General features: G+C 40.4%; 22 protein-coding genes. 2 read left to right on the forward strand and 20 right to left on the reverse strand.

Annotated elements, in window-relative coordinates; all coding sequences use genetic code 11:
• Positions 1-581 precede the first annotated feature (581 nt).
• Positions 582-1,289, reverse strand: a complete 708-nt coding sequence (locus C9J45_RS12500) for an SDR family NAD(P)-dependent oxidoreductase (protein ID WP_107287755.1) — start codon at positions 1,287-1,289, stop codon at positions 582-584.
• A gap of 71 nt (positions 1,290-1,360) precedes the next feature.
• On the reverse strand, positions 1,361-1,642 hold the full coding sequence (locus C9J45_RS12505; protein WP_105062575.1) for a hypothetical protein: 282 nt from the start codon (positions 1,640-1,642) through the stop codon (positions 1,361-1,363).
• 448 nt (positions 1,643-2,090) lie between these two features.
• Here C9J45_RS12505 and C9J45_RS12510 point away from each other — a divergent pair, with 448 nt between their 5' ends.
• Both C9J45_RS12510 and C9J45_RS12515 read left to right on the forward strand, forming a co-directional pair.
• Positions 2,091-2,786, forward strand: a complete 696-nt coding sequence (locus C9J45_RS12510; RefSeq protein ID WP_199187102.1) for a class I SAM-dependent methyltransferase — start codon at positions 2,091-2,093, stop codon at positions 2,784-2,786.
• Positions 2,787-2,957: 171 nt separating this feature from the next.
• Entirely contained in the window at positions 2,958-3,233 is a 276-nt protein-coding gene (locus C9J45_RS12515) for a hypothetical protein (RefSeq protein ID WP_107292595.1), read from the forward strand.
• Here the strand turns inward: C9J45_RS12515 and C9J45_RS12520 are convergent.
• The 18 genes from C9J45_RS12520 to C9J45_RS12605 form a co-directional block, all read right to left on the reverse strand.
• A complete protein-coding gene (locus tag C9J45_RS12520; protein WP_107208395.1) occupies positions 3,230-3,523 on the reverse strand; it encodes a hypothetical protein in 294 nt (97 codons plus the stop codon). The genes C9J45_RS12515 and C9J45_RS12520 overlap by 4 nt on opposite strands.
• A 65-nt stretch (positions 3,524-3,588) precedes the next feature.
• On the reverse strand, positions 3,589-4,587 hold the full coding sequence (locus C9J45_RS12525) for a flagellar motor protein MotB (RefSeq protein WP_107208363.1): 999 nt from the start codon (positions 4,585-4,587) through the stop codon (positions 3,589-3,591).
• Complete coding sequence (gene motA, locus C9J45_RS12530; protein ID WP_107208364.1) at positions 4,587-5,444, reverse strand: flagellar motor stator protein MotA; 858 nt, start codon at positions 5,442-5,444, stop codon at positions 4,587-4,589. Before motA ends, C9J45_RS12525 begins: the two co-directional genes overlap by 1 nt.
• A 9-nt stretch (positions 5,445-5,453) precedes the next feature.
• A complete protein-coding gene (locus C9J45_RS12535; protein ID WP_107208365.1) occupies positions 5,454-6,182 on the reverse strand; it encodes a FliA/WhiG family RNA polymerase sigma factor in 729 nt (242 codons plus the stop codon).
• 10 nt (positions 6,183-6,192) lie between these two features.
• Complete coding sequence (gene fliL, locus C9J45_RS12540; RefSeq protein WP_107208366.1) at positions 6,193-6,678, reverse strand: flagellar basal body-associated protein FliL; 486 nt, start codon at positions 6,676-6,678, stop codon at positions 6,193-6,195.
• 23 nt (positions 6,679-6,701) lie between these two features.
• Positions 6,702-7,781 carry a flagellar hook-length control protein FliK gene (locus C9J45_RS12545; RefSeq protein ID WP_107292596.1) on the reverse strand — a complete coding sequence of 360 codons (1,080 nt, stop codon included), beginning with the start codon at positions 7,779-7,781 and terminating at the stop codon, positions 6,702-6,704.
• A gap of 3 nt (positions 7,782-7,784) precedes the next feature.
• A complete protein-coding gene (locus C9J45_RS12550; RefSeq protein WP_107208368.1) occupies positions 7,785-8,087 on the reverse strand; it encodes a hypothetical protein in 303 nt (100 codons plus the stop codon).
• Positions 8,074-8,469 carry a flagellar export chaperone FliS gene (gene fliS / locus C9J45_RS12555; protein WP_107208369.1) on the reverse strand — a complete coding sequence of 132 codons (396 nt, stop codon included), beginning with the start codon at positions 8,467-8,469 and terminating at the stop codon, positions 8,074-8,076. The genes C9J45_RS12550 and fliS overlap by 14 nt, the downstream gene beginning before the upstream one ends.
• Positions 8,470-8,482: 13 nt before the next feature.
• A complete protein-coding gene (gene fliD, locus C9J45_RS12560) occupies positions 8,483-9,817 on the reverse strand; it encodes a flagellar filament capping protein FliD (RefSeq protein WP_107208370.1) in 1,335 nt (444 codons plus the stop codon).
• 267 nt (positions 9,818-10,084) lie between these two features.
• Positions 10,085-10,954 carry a lateral flagellin LafA gene (gene lafA, locus C9J45_RS12565; protein ID WP_107208371.1) on the reverse strand — a complete coding sequence of 290 codons (870 nt, stop codon included), beginning with the start codon at positions 10,952-10,954 and terminating at the stop codon, positions 10,085-10,087.
• A 233-nt stretch (positions 10,955-11,187) separates the two neighbouring features.
• Positions 11,188-12,018 (reverse strand): EAL domain-containing protein, encoded by an 831-nt coding sequence (locus C9J45_RS12570; protein ID WP_107208372.1) that lies wholly within the window; start codon positions 12,016-12,018, stop codon positions 11,188-11,190.
• Positions 12,019-12,050: 32 nt separating this feature from the next.
• Positions 12,051-14,144, reverse strand: coding sequence for a flagellar biosynthesis protein FlhA (flhA, locus tag C9J45_RS12575; protein WP_107208373.1), 2,094 nt, complete (start codon positions 14,142-14,144; stop codon positions 12,051-12,053).
• A gap of 39 nt (positions 14,145-14,183) precedes the next feature.
• Positions 14,184-15,311: a flagellar biosynthesis protein FlhB gene (gene flhB, locus C9J45_RS12580; protein ID WP_107208374.1), complete on the reverse strand. Its 1,128-nt coding sequence runs from the start codon at positions 15,309-15,311 to the stop codon at positions 14,184-14,186.
• Positions 15,308-16,084: a flagellar biosynthetic protein FliR gene (gene fliR, locus C9J45_RS12585; RefSeq protein WP_107208375.1), complete on the reverse strand. Its 777-nt coding sequence runs from the start codon at positions 16,082-16,084 to the stop codon at positions 15,308-15,310. The genes flhB and fliR overlap by 4 nt, the downstream gene beginning before the upstream one ends.
• Positions 16,084-16,353: a flagellar biosynthesis protein FliQ gene (fliQ, locus tag C9J45_RS12590; protein WP_107208376.1), complete on the reverse strand. Its 270-nt coding sequence runs from the start codon at positions 16,351-16,353 to the stop codon at positions 16,084-16,086. The genes fliR and fliQ overlap by 1 nt, the downstream gene beginning before the upstream one ends.
• An 18-nt stretch (positions 16,354-16,371) precedes the next feature.
• Positions 16,372-17,163, reverse strand: a complete 792-nt coding sequence (fliP, locus tag C9J45_RS12595) for a flagellar type III secretion system pore protein FliP (protein ID WP_107290758.1) — start codon at positions 17,161-17,163, stop codon at positions 16,372-16,374.
• 3 nt (positions 17,164-17,166) lie between these two features.
• Entirely contained in the window at positions 17,167-17,532 is a 366-nt protein-coding gene (fliN, locus tag C9J45_RS12600) for a flagellar motor switch protein FliN (RefSeq protein ID WP_107292597.1), read from the reverse strand.
• Positions 17,533-17,534: 2 nt separating this feature from the next.
• Entirely contained in the window at positions 17,535-18,182 is a 648-nt protein-coding gene (locus C9J45_RS12605; protein WP_233217740.1) for a FliM/FliN family flagellar motor switch protein, read from the reverse strand.
• Positions 18,183-18,347 lie beyond the last annotated feature (165 nt).

Consider the following 18,347-nt stretch of genomic DNA (forward strand, 5'->3'; position numbering starts at 1 on the left):
TAAGGAGAAGAGACTACAAATGAAAAGTTGTCCTAACTGTTTTAATAAAACGATAAGTATATATGATTTATATAAATTATCTGTTCGAAAAAAGGTAGTGTGTTCTAAATGTAATTCTGAAATAAAGTTTAAAAATTCTTATTATTTTTACATTGCAATATCATCTGTTTGTATAAGTTTTATTGTAATTTCTAAATTTCCTTTCTTTACTAAATTAATATTAATATCAATAGTGGCGTTTATACCAATGTTCATTTCAAAAGTTTGTTGCCATAAAAGAGTTATTCGTTAATGTAACGAGAATGTGTATGATATTTTTATATTATAATTTTAAATGATTGTAGTGTATTTATAATATAGAAGGAATAATTTAACTGTAGATGAAATATCAAGAGTGGATGCTGGAGGTGATGGCGGTTTTATACAAAATGCTGTTTATGGTGCCGTTTCTGCTGGTGCCGAATATTATGCAGCAGCTTTTGGACCTGTAGATGCTCAATACCAAGGCCAGTAGTACGTCCCCCTTTTGAATCAGGAAAGTGGGTAGTGGCCACTTCTTATTAGTATGGATAATTTTTTAACTACCATGGAATTTCAGTGCCATCGTAACTGAAGAATTTTCCATTATCTTTTAAGCTCAGTCGCTGTAGCAAGTTAATTAATGCTGCAGCGACTTTTTCTGGCGTTTGTAAATTACCTTCTGGCACGTTGCGCTGAAAAGGCTTTGATAAGTTTGTGTCTGTTGTGCCAGGGTGAAAAGCGAATACACAGGTATTAAATTTTTTATTTTTCCATTCAATACTAATGGTTTTCAAAGCCATATTTAATGCTGCTTTTGAACTTCGGTAACTTATCCATCCACCCAAATGATTGTCTTCAATACTGCCAATTTTTGCCGAAACAGTAACAAAGTAATTCAATGTTTTTGATTTTAATTTAGGAGATAAGTGCTTAGCGATGAGCAGTGTAGGTAATACGTTCGTTGCGATATTTTGATTGAAAAAATCACTATCAAATTGAGTAATCGTTTTTTCTGGCATCATATCGCCATTGTGTAACATGCCAACCGTATTGATCACGATATCAAGCTGGCCAACTGTTTCTGATAATTTAGCCACATCAGAATCTTTGCTGACATCAGTACGATGCCAAGTAAGTTGAGGGTATTCAATAGTTGGATGGCTGTTGTGGTATGTCGCATGGATATGATTGACTGCATCTTGGCTTAGATATGCTTTTATTAAGGCTGAACCAATGCCACCTGTGCCACCTAATATCAATATATGCATAAAGAGAAACTCATCGTATTGAAATAACAAAGTATCTATACGATGAGTTTAGCTAAATAGTTTTGTTTTAATTACTTACGCTTAAAGTAATCTCGAATAGATTCGAAAATGAGTAATACACTATAAAAGGGATTATCAGCTTTGTTATATTCTTCTAATACGTAGATGAAGTTCGACTTATAGTGCTCTACTGCTTCTTCACTTGTTTCTGCATAAATCACATCATCTAACACTTCAAAGCCTTGAGACAGTAATGCTTCTTTCTCTTTCAGAAATGTCGAAGATGACATATCTATAAAAGTGTATTGTTTTCTGTCGTTGTTAAGCGTAAAAAACTGAAATTTAATCGCCATAATTATTCCCTTATATTTCACCAAGCGTATAAAAATTGAAAACGAAAGTTTGAGTAATACGTCTTTGGTGCTGCTAATACATTGAAATAATATTTAGCTATAGCGTTCTAATTAAATTTAGCTGTAAAAGTATGCTTTTATCCTATGTGAAAGGTGAGTTTATAAGCAAGGCTTTGAACTCACGTTTTATTTTGTAACGGGATGTAAAAAATAAAATGTAATCTGATGTATTAGGTGAGCTTTAGCTTAGCGTTTTTGGAATACATCCAAGCAATATTGATCTCGCGGTTTTTGATTAATCATATTTATCGTTACGACAAAGAAGTGTGTTTTTTAACGATTAGTAATTACTATACTATCCGCGTCAATTACTCCTGTATGGTATATCGAATTGACTACAACATCTTCTACTGCGCTGTACACTGATCTATCTTCTTACTACGATCTCATGTGTGCAGATATTAACTACCAAGCCCAAGCAGAATGTGTTCGTCGACTTCACCAATTATTTGGTAATAAAGGTACGCGACATCTAGATCTTGCCTGTGGAACAGGTCCTCATGTTCGTCACTTTATTGATCATGGTTTTCAAAGTTCTGGCTTAGATATCAATCAGCCAATGCTTGATCTAGCAAAACTTCGCTGTCCAGAAGCCGACTTTGTTTTACAGAATATGTGCGAATTTAAAGTTGATCAGCCATTGGATTTGATTACCTGTTTTTTATATTCGATTCATTACAGTGACGGTCTTGTCAATTTAACGCGCTGTATTGAAAGTGCACATGCGGCATTAAAAGAAGATGGTATATTTTGTTTCAATGCGGTTGAAAAGAACTTAATCAACAACAATTACTTTGTCAGCCACAGTGTGGAACATGATAACAGTCGTTTTACTTTTAGCTCTGGTTGGTATTATCAAGGTGAAGGTGAGAAACAAGCGCTGAAATTGAGTATTGAAAAAGCCGACACACTCAATACTGAAATTTGGCATGATGAGCATCCAATGGTTGCGGTGAGCTTTATTGAACTTCAAGCGCTACTTGAGCCATATTTCGATGTTCATATGTTTGAACATGACTACGAGAAACTTATTCCTTGGAATGGGGAATCAGGTAATGCAATCGTCGTGTGTGTGAAGAAGTAACGATTAAAGGGGCATCCAGCAGTGATTAATGATGACTGCTGGGTAACCCGTTTTAGATTTATCCATTTGTATTTTTCTATTTCTTTAATTGTCTTGCTTCAATTAATGCTGAAGTCATTCTATGGTAATTTATATATTCGTTTATGAAACACAATAACGAATACTGAGCTGATGAATAAAATGAAGCATGTCGAAAATAAACTGGGCTTATTTATTGCCTGCATTGTTTTAATTTGTGTCGTTGCAACAATAGGAAGTTCTTCCAATACGCCATGGTTACAGATGCCATTTGAAGCATTTAATGGCATAGCATTTAGCTTTGGTTATTTCTTTCGTTTATCTGCTATGTGGGCGTACGCATGTAGTAGTGTCTTTTTTATCTCATTGTTTGCGGTTAGCTTTTGGCTGGGGAAAATAGTGGTAAGATTTTTTTGTCGTCGACGTTAAGCCACTAAAAAGAAGAAATACAAGAAGCAGACGAAAGCGAGCAATATAGCCGAGATGATAGGGTAAATAATGTAGCTATCATCTATTCTATTCGCGCGATGAAAACAAAAAAACGCTAACAAACCATTATAAAAGATCAATAACAGGCTGATCATTGTGCCAGTACGTAAATCTAGCGAACCAAGCTGAAATAGAAAAAAAGACAGCAGAACATAATCAATGACGATCAGCCATAGAAAAGTCTTTTGTAAATTATCAGCTTTACGCTGTTTTATTTGTGTATGAGTCATTGGGCACACATCCACTAAAATCTCACCAAAACCAAGCATTGTATTCAATATTTATAAAATATAGCTTATAAATTAGACACGACGGGCTGTATTTCTTTTGGTTGGGTGACTGAATGGTTTATATAGTCGCTTCGTAGCACGGGTTGATTAAGACGCGCTTTTTCGTAAGCTTTATCAACAATGTTATCAGGATTTCCTGTACCAAAAAGAGCATCTACAACACTGGCTGCGGGGGTCGTTAAGATAAATAACTCAATTCGACGATTTTCACTGGCATTAGGGGATTGTTTGTTCAGTAGGGCACGTTCTGCCATTGCTGCAACTTGAAGTACTCGATTGCTTGGCATGCCGCCAGCAATCAGCGTCTGTCTTGCGACATTGGCACGGGAAGAAGAGAGTTCCCAGTTTGATCTATTACTAAACTGGCGTTTAAACGGAGTCGCATCTGTGTGGCCACTGATGATCAGTGAATTGCTGATTTGTTTAAAAATAGGGGCAATGTTTAATAATACATCTTCAAAAAAGGGCGTTAAATCAGCACTGCCACGATGAAACATATTTTGTTTGAAGTCATCTTGTAAAATGATCCTCAACCCTTGCGGTGTCACATCAACTGAAATATTACCTTGAGCTGATACTTGCTTAGCCGTTTCTTCAACAACTGAAGCAAGGATCGCTAATTGCGCTTGGGTTTCAAAACTACCTGGAATTAACGCATCACTTTCAGGGCCATCACCGTTACCATCAAAAAACGATTTTATTGTCATCGCTGCATTGTGAGAACTTAGATCGGCAGCTTCGCCACCGAAATCAATAGGGGATAAGCTGTTGGCGGTATCAAAAGGATTGCCAGCGCCTTCGTCAAAAACACTGGCACTATTTAAATAAGCAACAATGGCTTTACGTTCCTTTTGATCAACCACTTGCATTAACCAAAGCACTAAAAATAGTGCCATAAGAGCAATCATAAAATCAGCAAAAGCGACTTTCCATGCGCCACCGTGATGTTCATGTGAATGTCGTTTTGTTGCACGTTTAAAGACGATCTGCTCTGTGTTCTGCATTATCCCTCCTGTTCAGTTAGCCACCTCTCCATTTCGTTAAATGTAGGTTTAATGTCTAGCTGAATATGTTTTCTTCCTGCGTCAATAGCTAATAAGGTCGGCTTTTTAGCGACATAGGCGACAAGTGTTGCTCTTATACATTCAAATGCTGACATATTGCGTTTAACACGCTGTGCCATGGCATTACTGGCAGGATCTAGAATGCAATAACAGCCAAAAATTCCAAGAAAAGTACCGACTAATGCGGCAGCAACGTGATAGCCAATCATGGCGATAGAGCCATCAATGGCTTGCATGGTAATGATGATCCCCATGACCGCTGCCAAAATACCAAATCCAGGTAAGGCTTCTGCGGTACGTTGCATAGAACGCGAAGGCAAGAGTAAGTCTTCTTCTATTGCACTGATTTCTTGTTCTAGTAACCCTTCAAGTTCATAAGGCGACATTTGTCCCATTGCCATTAAACGTAAATTGTCTGTAATGAAAGAAATAACATGATGGTCATGCTTAATGAGAGGGTAGCGATTAAAAATCGTGCTGCTTTGAGGTGACTCAATATGCTCATCGAGTGCTTTAAAGCCTTTATTACGAACGGTATCAAGCAAGGTTTGCAGTAATGCCATTAATTCCATGTAGTACTGAGCCTCATTATTACGAGGCGAGAGTACTTGACGAAATTGCTGACGCATTTCCTTTAAAACATGCGGTGGGTTACCAATGATCAAGGAGCCCAATGTTGCTCCGGCAATAATTAAAAATTCAGCAGGTTGCCAAATCGCACGTAAATTTCCGCCAGCCCAAACATAGCCACCAAAAACACAAATAATAATGATGATGGCACCGATTAACTTTTGCATATACAGCTCCTAAGCCGATAAATAGTGATTGAGGGATTTCAGTGCTTGTTTATGCAGCTGACAAATACGCGGTGGAGTAAGGTTTAGCACTAACGCGATCTCATGTAGATTGAGTTCATGTTGATAAAACAGGGTCAGCAATAACTGCTCTCGTTTTGATAATTGCGTTAAAGCGTATTCCAGTGTGCGACGCATATGTTCATGTTCAACACCGTTATATTCCAACGGTGCATCTAGCTCTTTACCGGCTTCTAGCAGTTGATCAAGGCTTTGCATTTCACTTGCCATACTGGCTTGTAAACGCAGTTGATAATTTTCACTATCAATGCCAAGCGCAGATGTGATCTCAGCTTCTGTGGGCTGTCGGCCAAGTTGTTTCATTAAGTCACGGGTGATGTCGTTCAGCTCATGAGCTTGTTGGCGTGTATGACGAGAACGCCAATCTAATCTTCGCAGTTCGTCTAAAATCGCCCCACGAATACGACATACAGCAAATGCTGGAAATTGAGGATCTTCGACATCGCCATAACGTCGCGCCGCTTCTAACAGCCCAATTAATCCAATTTGCTGCATGTCTTCATAACTGCAATGTGGGCTAGTATGGTGACGAAGTTGATTAACCACGCGCTTTACTAAAACAAGGTGATGACGGATTAATAAATCTTCATCAATATGATGCTGTTGCGGCGATGGGGCCGTGTCGAGGTTATAGTGAGTGGTTGGGTTGTGATCAAGCATACTCACCTCATTATTGAATGACGTATTTGGTAAAAAGCACATCATCAATATCACGAGCGATCGTGGTATTGGCAAAGGCTGCGGTCAGGGTTTGTTTTACTTCTTGCTGTAATTGATCGATAGATTGTTGGTTTTGTAACTCTTCATACTTTTTCTTGCTGAACATTTTGAGTAATGCATTGCGAACGAGCGGCATGTAGCTATCGATTTGTTTTATTCGTTCGGGATAGTGGGTTTGGACTGCTAGCTCAATCATCACATAATGAGTTTGGCGTTCACCTTTTACACTGACAACGACCTTATCGAGAGGATGAAAGGCAGGTTGTGCCGTAGCTTCTGGCTCTGATTCAAAGACGTTTGTGAACCATACATCGATGTTTGGAGTGGACGTATTCTGTTGGCTATACCATAGAGTGGCGCTAAAAGTGGCAATAGCAACAATAATGCTGATCAGCAATATAATAAACAGGTTAGAAAGTGTTTTTTTATTAGTCATCATCCTGATCCTAAATAAGAAAATTATGCGAGCGTAGATAGCCAATGCTCATTGGTTGTCGATGTTTCAACGTCTGCAGATGACGTGGAAGTGATTACCCTGTGATCGTTATCATCTTGGGTTGAATGTTGTGCGGTTTGATCTGAATGGGAATCTTGCTTACCGTGGCTGATGTTGACATCGACACTGACAAATTGCTGCTGGAGATCATGACGTAAACGTTCAGAGACTTGGTTAAGTGCATCACGTACTGCATTGTTATTAGCACTGATTTGAACATTCAACTTATCGCCATCCATTTTGACGATCAGATCAAGCTTGCCAAGATCTGGTGGATCTAAACGAATACGTGCTTCTTGCATGTTTTGTGTCGCTTGAAGAGAAACGCGATCTTGTAGAATATTCAGCATTTTCTCACCCCATTGTGAAGATTGAGGATCAACACTTATGGGAGCCCAATTCACACGATTAACCGTTATGTTGGTTTGTGTTTGTGTTTGTGCTTGAGCAGATAAAACTTGTTCGACTGCGGTAAGATTTTGAACCAATTGTGGCGCAGGCATTTCACCATTGAAAAGCGGTGTTTTTACCGCGTTTAACGATGACATTTGTTCTAAGGCAGAACTGGGTAGTGAAGTTATAGTTAGTGGTGCGATGACTTCCTTAATAGGATTGTTTGCGTGGTTAAGCGCAGATGTATTGACACCGTTTAGCACCTGATGAGAACTTGATAATGCATTCTGCGTAAATGAAGCAGAGGACAGTGTGCTTGTTGTTGATGGTGTAGCTAAGTGATTAAGTGGAAAATTGCCAATGGTTGGTGTAGTTACGGCTATTTCAATTTCACTTGGCGGTATCGGCAGCAATGTTTGATGTTGCGGTGCTGATGCAGAGTCTCGCTGTTCAAGATCGGTTGTATTGGCATTGCCTGATAGTAGCTCTGGTAACGTACTTTCGCTTTGCTGAGAAAATATTTGTAATGTTTGCGAGAAACCTTCTTGCCCTACCGTAGCGTCTGAGCTTTCAACAAGCATCCCAGCTTGTTTGATATCAGATGATGACGATACATTGTCAATTTTGGTGAGCGCAGTATTAATTAACATCGTTCACTCCATATTGTTGGCTGACTGATAAGCCTCAAGGCGTTCTTTTTCCTTGTCAGCAGTTGCTATTTTGTGTTGCAGTATTTGTTGTGCTTGTTGTAACGCAAGATAGGCTTGGCGATGTGCAGCCATTAACGCCGTTATTTGTCCTTGCTGTTGCGCTGTTTTAGGTTTTGATTTAAGTGGTAGTAACAGCGCACGTAACACTTCATCAAGCTGCTGTAAGCGAGACCAATTTTCAGTCTCAGCAGCTTGCTGAATTTTTGCTGTGAGTACTTTGAGCGATATGGAATTATTTGGCTGCATGCTGCCCAAACCCTTGCCAACCTTCTCGAATATTGTTCATCACTAAAGTGACATTATCGAGGTGGGAGAGATCGTTTTTGACACTTGCTTGGTAAAGCTCAAGCTGACAAAACTCATAAAGATCATGCAAATTAGCTGCAACTTCGCCGCCAAGTTCTAGATCTAACGCACTATCTAGCCCTATTAAGATATTCATGCATTTATTGATACTGATCCCCTTGGCATCGAGTCGTTTTGCTTCGATATGTCCTTGTGCACGGATCAGTTCATCTTGAAAGCCATCAATAAGCATTAAAACTAATTGATGAGGGGAGGCTGAAGCGGCTTGTGCATCCAAGTCGACTTGTTGATATGAATTAAAACCTGCATCTTGCATTAACATTGTTGTACTCCTTTTAACCAAATAAACCTTGGGTTTGCTGCATTTGGGTCATGATTTGATTCATTTGGGTGAATTGTTTGAGGTAGCGGGTGTAAGCCATGTCATATTTACGTTCAAGGTTGGCTTGTTTATCGTCGATACGATCGATGTTGTTTCTCAGGGCATCTTTGCGAGAAGTAAACATGCCTGAAGAAAATTGGAGAAAAGGCTTAAGTGAATCTTCTAATGAATCGAATAAATTACCGTCACCGTTAAACATGGATTCAATGGTTGAACCCATGGTTTGTTGTGCGTTTTTAAAGGTATCTTTATCAACTTCAAGTTTGCCTTCGCGGTTAATACTGATCCCAATTTCAGACAGCCTCTTGCCTTCAAATTGATCGCGTAAAAGGTTATTTAATTGCGATTCTATTGAGCGAAGAGTGGGATCATTTGCCAGTGCACCACGTTTGGTATCTGCTGACCCTGTTTGGGTATAACTATCAAGGTTGGATATCACCTTGTTATAGCTTTCAATAAATGAATTAACTTGCTCCAAGGTGGCATCTTGATCGGCATCGATAGCCATAGAAATGGCTGTATCACCAGAGGTTTGTGCTTTGGTTGCAGTAATATCAATACCATCAATAACATTGGAAAACGTATTACTGCTATTGGTTAGTTTTAAGCCCGTGGTTTCCGCACCAAGCCAAATCACTGCATCTTGTGGCGCACTTATTTCAGTTAAGTTAGTAAAAGCATCATCAAACCATGTTGTGCCTGTGCTCGAAGAAACACTTAATGTGTTCGCAATCCCTGTTTCGTTACTTGCTAGCATGAAATGAGTTTGACCACTGGTACGAACTAACGTGGCATTGACTCCGGGGTTATCGGGGTGGTTATTAATTGCTGTAGTGAGCTCTGATATGGTGGATTGCCCGTCACCATCGCTATCTATTGTCGAAAGATCAAGATCTAGAGTCTGACCATCGACAGTGAATGAAAGGGTTCCTGTATTAGGTACAGACGTTGTTGACTCCAAGTTTGTTGGCATATCAGTTTTGACCTGATGGGCACTGGCAACTTGCTCAACAAAGACTTGATAATTGCCGCTTAACGCTTTTGCATTTGCACTGACGGAAAAGTGGCTGTCGTCACTTAATGTCGCTTTATTTTGAATAATGCTGGCAGTTGAGCTGTTGATGCTTTGAATTGTTGCGCGAAAATCACGTAGGGCAGATTCTACTTTACCCAATGCACTTAATTGGCTCTGGTACTTATCAGCTTGTAATTGATACCGCTGCTGAAATGGCTGTACATCAAAGGTGGCGAGTTGAGTGGCCATTTGAATAGGATCTAACGAATTCATTGATTGCTCCTTAAGTGACTATTTATATTGGCAAGAGCTATGCCAAAACTTTCTCGATATAAAGCATTTAAAAACAGGTAGTTATGATTGTCGCGTTAGGTGGCGGAAATGTGATTTCCGTTTGTTATTTCCTGCTTTATTCCTATGTTCCGTTTATTAACCAAAGGGTTACTAATGGCTAGCTTTCCGACATACCGACTTACTGATATTTAATGATGGCTACAAAAAAGCCTCCACGAAGGAGGCTTAGGAAAAAGAAACTACAGTTTAGCGAAGTAGTGACATTGCCATACCCGGTAACTGGTTAGTTTGTGAAAGTACCGTTGTGCCGGCTTGCATTAACATTTGGTTTTTAGTCATGCTTGAAGATTCAACAGCAAAGTCAGCATCAACAATACGACCTTTGGCTGCAGATACATTCTCAACCATATTGCCCAGGTTAGTGATAGTGTGGTCAAGGCGGTTAATGTTGGCACCCAGTGCTGAACGTGCATCACCAATTTCTTTCAGTAAACCCGCTTCACCGTTAGCACCTGTTAGGGTCGTTAGTGCTGTTTGCGCGTTAGCTGCAGAAGTCAAATCACCTAAAGCTAATGCGCCTGAAGTACCAATAGTTGCATTCACGGCTTGTACTTCAGTTGATACATCAACAGCTAGTTGATCACCTGATTGAGTACCAATCTGGAAGTTGACTGCGCCTGCACCAAATGAGCCTGCATCGGTCAAAATATCTTGTCCACCAAAGCTGGTTGATGCCATTACGTTGGCAAGCTCTTCACCAAGCTGTTGGAATTCTGCGTCCAAAGCTACACGGTCATTGGCTGATACTGTGCCGTTTGATGCCTGTGTCGCAAGGTCGTTCATACGGTAGACGATGTTAGTCATTTCATCCATCGCACCTTCAGCGGTTTGCATCATTGAAATACCGTCTTGCGAGTTACGCATAGCTACAGACATGCCACGAGTTTGCGCATCTAGACGTGTTGCGATTTGAAGACCAGCAGCATCATCTGCAGCTGAATTTACACGGAAACCTGTACTTAAACGTTCCATTGCTGTGTTTAACAAATTGCTAGTATTGCTCAGTGTATTTTGTGTAACCAGTGATGCGTAATTGGTGTGCATAGATAGAGCCATGATAGTTCTCCTTGTAATCAATCTATCGAGGTATTTCCTGCTCACTGTATCTATGCGGTCAGTTGGAAAAGATCATTAATTTTTATTTTTAATATTTTCAAAAAATAAAAGAATTGGAGAATAAATTTGATATTGAGCCAAATAAATGAGGTTTTCTTATTAAATCGTGTTGATATTAAATAAGAAAACCTCATTAATTTTTAAGGGGATGTAGAGATATAAAAGTCATGGTTTTATATTTGATTATTATTCGCAACCTTTTTTTTCATTGATACCGACATTGGTATATCACTGACATAACCGAAATAATATTGCGCGCCAAGTAGACGATATTGATTGAGTTCGTGTTGGCTTCCCACTCGTCCAGCAATAAATAATGTATTGTTTTTACGGATAAAACGAATGACGGGAATCAGGCCTGAGCGCTTATGATCATCATTGAGAATATGCGACGTTTTAATTGCATCAGGTTTAATGTTTTTTATTGTTTCTAAATAGCGGGTGGGTGGAATAATATCTATCCAGAGTTTAACCGCTTTCTTTTTTAATGATTCTAAATTTGCATTTAATGTCATTACGTTATGGCATTCACTATTTTCCATGTCATGAAGTTGAACACAGGGAATAATGTATTGCATTGCAACGGAATGATGTTGAAAAACCTGATTAATAAAGCCTTGTCCAATAGGCCATGATAGCGTTTCTGAATTTATCGGCACCACTAACGGATTAATAATATCTTTATGGAAAGTCGATAGCTGAAACTCAATATGGCGGACGGCTAAATATAAGCTATAGAGATCAAACAGAAATTGTACAGGTTTAGAAACATCAAATTGGTAAACACTTTGCTCGTTATTACTACCAAAACGTAATGTTAGGTGTTGGTAGGTGACTTGATTGGTGGTGGTTTCGCGAATAGCCTGACACACATGACTAACATCGTTTTGCTCAAATGCGTCAAGTAGGATCGCATCGTCGTTATTGCGGGTTAACGATGGGATAATACTTTGAATATAGCTGTAAAGTTCGTCCATGGTGTGTAATGTGTGTTGCGTTGTCATAGCTCGTCCTCGTTCAATTTCACGGGAATGAATTAACCTAAGTTGCCAATGATATTGATATTCTTATTTTCAGGAATTTCGTTATAAGACAATACTGCTAAGCCTTGGGCGAAAGTACGCGCATAGCGAGATAGCAGTGGTCGTAATTGTGGCATTACTAGCAACACAGGGGCTGCGCCTTGCTGTTTTAATTGTTGCTTCGCAAGCGGCATATTTTGTTGAAATTGGCTTAAAATATTTGGCTCAATTGGAAAGCTATCTAGCATCACATTGCCACTGGCTTGTGCTTGTTGAAGTGATGTTAATAACATTTGCTCAAGCTCATCGGATAGGGCATAGACGTTAAGATCTTTCTTATCACCATTGAGTAGATTCACCAAGGTACGGCGTAAGCTGCAACGCACATCAGCAGCAATTAAGATTGGATCTTTGGTGTTTTCAGATGCTTCTAACATGGTATTGGCAATGGTACGGATATCTTTAAGTGGCACTTGATCAATGAGTAATTGGCGATACACCTTAAGTTGCTGAGCAGGCGTTAATGCAGCACTTAAACTTTCCGCTAATTTGGGTGCCTGTTGCGCCAAACGTTGATTAATAAAATCCACATCATCATGGGTAAACAAATCGGCTAAATGTACTTTCATCACTTTGCTTATGTGAGTGGCAATGACGGTAGCGTCATCTACGACTTGGTAACCCATGTTCAAGGCCTTTGCTTTGTTGCTATTTTCAATCCATACCGCAGGGAGTTGGTAAGCAGGATCGTGACCAAGGATGCCATCTATTTCGCCATAGGTATCACCCACGGCAATAGCCATTAAACGCTCAGGCTCAATGCTGCCTTGTTCAATGATCTCGCCATGAACGGCAATAGTATAATGGTTCGGTTTTAAGCTTAGGTTGTCGCGAATATTCACTTCAGGCAGCAAATAGCCGACTTGCTCAGAAAGATTTTTACGAACACCGCGAATACGCTGGGTGAGTGGCGCACCTTGTTCTTTATTCACCAGATGAACTAAACGAAAACCGAGCGATAACGACATACTTTGAACATGAGGAATGTCATCCCATGTTAATGGCGTTTCGTGGTCGAGTTGCATGGCTTGAGAAACGGCTTCAACTTCGTCGAGTTGCTGGTGGTGGTGAGGTTTTTTATATTGTCGCCAGCCCGCAAAGGCTAATACTGCGGCAAAGCTGAAAAATGCCAAGTGCGGCATGCCTGGCACAATACCTATGATGGCCATCACAGAAGCAACAGTGAATAAGGTTGCAGGTGAGGCAAGCAGTTGGTTCTGCATAGCTTGCGTCATGTCATCATCACTGTCGTTAATACGAGTGACAATAATAGCGGCAGAGGTGGCTAATAACAGTGAAGGAATTTGCGCGACAAGACCATCACCTATGGTCAGTAAGGCGTAAGTTTTAAAAGCATCAGAAGCGCTGAGTCCGTATTCAAAAACACCGATGCTGATACCACCAATGATATTGATAAATAGGATCAATAAACCCGCAATGGCATCACCACGAACGAACTTTGAAGCACCGTCCATTGAACCGTAAAAATCCGCTTCATTGGCAACATCACGACGGCGCTGTTTTGCTTGGTTTTGGTCAATAATCCCCGCGTTTAAATCCGCATCTATTGCCATCTGTTTACCGGGTAGGGCGTCAAGGGTGAAACGGGCTGCTACCTCAGAGATACGTTCGCCACCTTTGGTGATCACCACAAAGTTGATGATCATTAAAATCACGAAAATCACCATACCCACAACATAGTTACCGCCAATAACGACTTCACCAAAAGCTTGGATCACTTTACCTGCTGAATCGCCACCATTGTGACCTTCCAGTAATACAATACGTGTTGAGGCCACATTCAAAGTGAGTCGCATTAATGTCGCGACTAATAGAATGGTGGGGAAAACAGAAAAGTCTAACGGCCTTTTTGCTGTGGTACTGACTAACAATACCAAGATGGCCAAGACAATATTAAAGGTGAATAAGGCATCGAGCAGCATAGGAGGTAATGGCAAAATTACCATTGCCAGAATCATCAGTAAGGCGATAGGAATACCGATATAACCTTTACTCGACTGTTTGAGTGTTGTGAGCCAATTTAACATGTGAAGTCCTTCATCCAATCCGGTAAAAATGCGCTGAAATTAATGCTGTAAATGTTTTGGGATAACAAAATTGGGTAACGTTTGTGGTTGATTTCCTTTACCTTGTCGAAAGGCTTTAAGCTGTAAAACATAAGTTAATATATGCGCCACAGCGACATAGAGCTGGCTTGGGATCGCTTGCTCTATCTGGGTGCTGTGATAAATCGCACGCGTTAATGGTGGTGAATGTAAGATCTCAACATCGTGCTGTTTGGCAATGGTTTGAATATGCATCGCCGTTTCATCTATGCCTTTTGCTACCACAAAGGGCGCTTCAGACAGTGTGGTATCGTATTTAATCGCAACGGCATAATGGGTTGGGTTGACGATCACCACATCAGCTTTAGGCACTGCTTTATCTATTTTTCTTCGGGCGAACTGCTGTTGAATTTGACGAATGCGTTGCTTGATTTCTGGGCTACCTTCATTATTTTTAAATTCTTCTTTCAGCTCTTGTTTGGTCATTTTCAGCTCTTTGGCGTGCTCCCATTTTTGGTAGGGAATATCAATTAAACCAAATAACAATAGCGCCACGCCCATCAGCAAAATACCATGAAAGAGAATCGTCAGAATTAATGACACGCCTTGTTTTAGTGGCAAGTTTTGCATCCCTAATAAGCGGCTTAAATTGGCATCAAGATAGAGATAGAGCAGGAGGAAAATCACACAGACTTTGAGTGTCGATTTTAAAAGCTCAACCAAAGATCGGGTTGAAAACATCCTTTTTATCCCCGCAATGGGATCGATTTTTGATAATTTTGGCAATACGCCTGCAGGGTAGAATAGCCAACCACCAATCAGTAAACTGCTGGCGATAGTGGTGATTAGAATTAAACCAAATAATGGCAGTAGTAATTGAATAATAATGGCTAAGCTTGTGCCTAATGCTTCAATCGCTAGCCAAGGTGAGCGTAAATCATCACGAGAGATTGTCATGTTCAATGTAAATACGCCATTCAGCGCCTGCCAAATCGCATCAATTTGGAAATAAAAGAAAACCACAACCGCAATAAAAATCGTAGCTGCTGTGAAGTCTTTGGCGCGTGGGATCTGACCTTGCTCTCGGGCCTGACGGATCTTCTGCGGAGTGGCTTTTTCAGTTTTATCTTGTGCCGATGACTGACTCATGCGCCTCCCGAAATATAGAGTTGAAGCTGATCTAGGCTGTAGTGGACTAACTCGACATAACGCGCTGGTACACCGCTGACAGAAATTAAGACACTAAACAGTCCTAACAACATGGTCATAGGAAAGCCTAATGCGTATACGTTCAAACTAGGTGCGGCGCGGTTCATGACCCCGAAACTGATATTAGCCAGAAGCATTGAAACAATAGCGGGCAGAGCGATGGCAAGGGCTGAACTGAACATCCAACCAAAAAGTGCGAGTATTTGTTTTACTGAAGATAGAGCCAACCCACTGCCTACAGGCCAAGAGGTAAAGCTTTGCACTAAAATATCAATAACCAATAAATGTCCATCTAAAGCCAGAAATAACAAGGTAGAAAACAGTAAAAACATTCGCCCAAGAATCGCGACTGAAACACCATTAACGGGATCGTTCATCATTGCCATCCCTAAGCCCATTTGCAGTGAAATGATCTGACCTAACAATGTCATGATGGAAAATAGGAAATGGATAATTAAGCCAAATAACAGCCCCCATATTGCTTGCTCAAAAGCCAGCATAAGTGCCGAGAGAGAAAGTAAATCTGTCGTGGGCATAGCTGGCATCAGTGGCGCGGCAATAAAACTGATAGCAACTGCTAATAAAGCGCGTACCCAAATAGGAATTAACGCATCACCAAAAAATGGCATGGCTAACATGGCAGCCCCAATACGAAAAAACGGCCACCAAAACTGAGCGAGAAGGGCGTTGAGCTCTGCAAACGAGATAGCCATTAGCCAATCATTCCCGGAATGTTATAAAAGAGGTAATCAAATAATTCCATTAAGCGCCTTAGCATCCAATGTCCGGCAAAAATCACCATCAGCAAAGTCATGATTAAACGAGGGAGAAAACTTAAGGTTTGCTCGTTGATCTGGGTCGCGGCTTGAAATACGGCAATCACTAACCCGACTAATAATCCCGGTATAACAAGTACCATTACCATATTAATAATTAGCCAAACCGCATTGGAAAATAGATCGACAGCAAGCTCTGGGGTCATCATTTACTCCTTTCTTTTTTATCCAAAGCTGGCAGATAGCGATCCGACCGTCATGGTCCAGCCATCAGCGAGTACAAACACAATTAATTTGAAAGGAAGAGAGATAATCAGCGGTGACAGCATCATCATACCCATTGCCATCAAAACACTGGCAACCACGAGATCGATGATCAAAAAAGGAATGAACAACATAAAACCAATTTGAAAGGCTGTTTTAAGCTCACTGATCACAAAAGCAGGTAACACGATAGCAAACGAAATATCTTCCACATCTTGGTCTAATGGTTCGTTGGCAATACGCATCATCTGCTCTAAAGCACTTTGATGGGTTTGTTTTAACATGAAATCACGAACGGGCTTTTCGGCAGTATCAAAGGCTTGTAAAAGGGTAATATCTCCGTTGTCATAAGGGACAAAAGCATTATCGTAGACATCAGTCCAGACCGGACGCATGATCAAAATTGTTAAAGAGAGCGCGATACCCACCAGTATTCTATTTGGCGGGCTCTGCTGTAAACCCAGTGCTTGGCGCAAAATAGAAAGTACGATAATGATGCGGGTAAAACTGGTCGCCATTAGCAGAAAGGCAGGGATAAAACTCAGTGCTGTCATTAACAACAAGATTTGTAATTTTACACTGTATTCTTGCTCGCCTTGATCATCTGTAACGGTCAAGAAATTCAGCCCACTATTGGCTTCTGCGCTCGAAGAAAACAGTACGCCGAGCGCAATAAGTAGCAAAGTGAGTAAATACAGACAATGGCGCTGTTGAGATGTTTTTATCAGCAAGCGGTATCCCTGATCGATCATTTTTTAACTATCCATGGTGTTAAGAGGTGATTCGACGACATCAATTAGCCGTAGGCCATATTTATCATTGATCACAACCACTTCGGCATGGCCCATCAGTGACCCATTCACTTTCACATCAAGCGGTTCACCGTTGAGTTTATCTAGCTCAATCACACTGCCTTCACCGGCTTTCATTAACTCACCTAATGAGATTTCTGTGCTTGAGACCTCAAGAGTCACAGTCACGGGGATCTTTTTGAAAAAACTTAAGCTACGTTGCGAAATGCTGCTATTAAGTTGAGGTGTTTCATCAAATTGTTCTAACTGAAGATCGTCGAAATTGAGGTCATCACCATTAAATAGGTCGGATTCGTTAATATCGCTCATGCTTATGTGTCCTTACTGGTGTTGATGATTAAAACAAGTTGACCGTTTTGCTCTGCGACATGGCCGTTAAATAAATGCTCTTGACCAATACTGATCGGAGAGGATTGCAGTAAATCAATATCAAAGATGTCACCGGGCTTTAGCTGCAATACTTGGTCTAAAGGCATCTGTCTTTCACATAAAACTGTATTGAGTTTGACCTTGGTCGATTCAAGTTGCTGACTAAAGAGTGCATTAAGTTCAGATGTGGGTTGTAAGCCAATAACACTGGTTAATGTTTGAATTAATGCGGAATCAATACAGATGATGATGTCGCCAATCGTCTCTTCGCAGGTAACGGAAAGTTGAATGACTAAGCCGATATCATCTGATAGTGAATTATCACAGGCTTGCCACATATTTTCTGGTGCTATCTGGGCTGAAAAAAGTCGTCCTATGCGTTCTTGTAACCGCAAATCACTCGTTGTAATCGTTTGACTTTTAGCACTATTAAGACGATTTACAGATGAGTGATAAAAGCGATCGGCGAGTACAATGAGCAATGGCGCAGAACAGCGAAAATTCATCATACCCCCGTCATTATGGGCTACCGTAAATGCCGCATGTTGTCCCTGTTTTGGCGATTGAAAATCAATACTAGTAACCGACATCGTCAGTTCATGGGTTTTCACCCACTTTTGTATTTGGTCAGTTAATCCCAGTAATGAATTACTTAAAATATTAGCTAATTCATCTTTGATTATATGAATAGGTTTTCCTAGCAATTCCACATTCAATATGGGATATCTATTGTCAAAATCTGATTTTATATATTC

The organism is Photobacterium sp. GB-1 (assembly GCF_003026165.1).
GTDB lineage: Bacteria > Pseudomonadota > Gammaproteobacteria > Enterobacterales > Vibrionaceae > Photobacterium.

Coding starts and splice junctions, on each gene's coding strand:
- C9J45_RS12500 (WP_107287755.1), bottom strand. CDS start 1,289: ATGCATATATTGATATTAGGTGGCACAGGTGGCATTGGTTCAGCCTTA.
- C9J45_RS12505 (WP_105062575.1), bottom strand. CDS start 1,642: ATGGCGATTAAATTTCAGTTTTTTACGCTTAACAACGACAGAAAACAA.
- C9J45_RS12510 (WP_199187102.1), top strand. CDS start 2,091: ATGTGTGCAGATATTAACTACCAAGCCCAAGCAGAATGTGTTCGTCGA.
- C9J45_RS12515 (WP_107292595.1), top strand. CDS start 2,958: ATGAATAAAATGAAGCATGTCGAAAATAAACTGGGCTTATTTATTGCC.
- C9J45_RS12520 (WP_107208395.1), bottom strand. CDS start 3,523: ATGACTCATACACAAATAAAACAGCGTAAAGCTGATAATTTACAAAAG.
- C9J45_RS12525 (WP_107208363.1), bottom strand. CDS start 4,587: ATGCAGAACACAGAGCAGATCGTCTTTAAACGTGCAACAAAACGACAT.
- motA (WP_107208364.1), bottom strand. CDS start 5,444: ATGCAAAAGTTAATCGGTGCCATCATCATTATTATTTGTGTTTTTGGT.
- C9J45_RS12535 (WP_107208365.1), bottom strand. CDS start 6,182: ATGCTTGATCACAACCCAACCACTCACTATAACCTCGACACGGCCCCA.
- fliL (WP_107208366.1), bottom strand. CDS start 6,678: ATGACTAATAAAAAAACACTTTCTAACCTGTTTATTATATTGCTGATC.
- C9J45_RS12545 (WP_107292596.1), bottom strand. CDS start 7,781: ATGTTAATTAATACTGCGCTCACCAAAATTGACAATGTATCGTCATCA.
- C9J45_RS12550 (WP_107208368.1), bottom strand. CDS start 8,087: ATGCAGCCAAATAATTCCATATCGCTCAAAGTACTCACAGCAAAAATT.
- fliS (WP_107208369.1), bottom strand. CDS start 8,469: ATGTTAATGCAAGATGCAGGTTTTAATTCATATCAACAAGTCGACTTG.
- fliD (WP_107208370.1), bottom strand. CDS start 9,817: ATGAATTCGTTAGATCCTATTCAAATGGCCACTCAACTCGCCACCTTT.
- lafA (WP_107208371.1), bottom strand. CDS start 10,954: ATGGCTCTATCTATGCACACCAATTACGCATCACTGGTTACACAAAAT.
- C9J45_RS12570 (WP_107208372.1), bottom strand. CDS start 12,018: ATGACAACGCAACACACATTACACACCATGGACGAACTTTACAGCTAT.
- flhA (WP_107208373.1), bottom strand. CDS start 14,144: ATGTTAAATTGGCTCACAACACTCAAACAGTCGAGTAAAGGTTATATC.
- flhB (WP_107208374.1), bottom strand. CDS start 15,311: ATGAGTCAGTCATCGGCACAAGATAAAACTGAAAAAGCCACTCCGCAG.
- fliR (WP_107208375.1), bottom strand. CDS start 16,084: ATGGCTATCTCGTTTGCAGAGCTCAACGCCCTTCTCGCTCAGTTTTGG.
- fliQ (WP_107208376.1), bottom strand. CDS start 16,353: ATGACCCCAGAGCTTGCTGTCGATCTATTTTCCAATGCGGTTTGGCTA.
- fliP (WP_107290758.1), bottom strand. CDS start 17,163: ATGATCGATCAGGGATACCGCTTGCTGATAAAAACATCTCAACAGCGC.
- fliN (WP_107292597.1), bottom strand. CDS start 17,532: ATGAGCGATATTAACGAATCCGACCTATTTAATGGTGATGACCTCAAT.
- C9J45_RS12605 (WP_233217740.1), bottom strand. CDS start 18,182: ATGTCGGTTACTAGTATTGATTTTCAATCGCCAAAACAGGGACAACAT.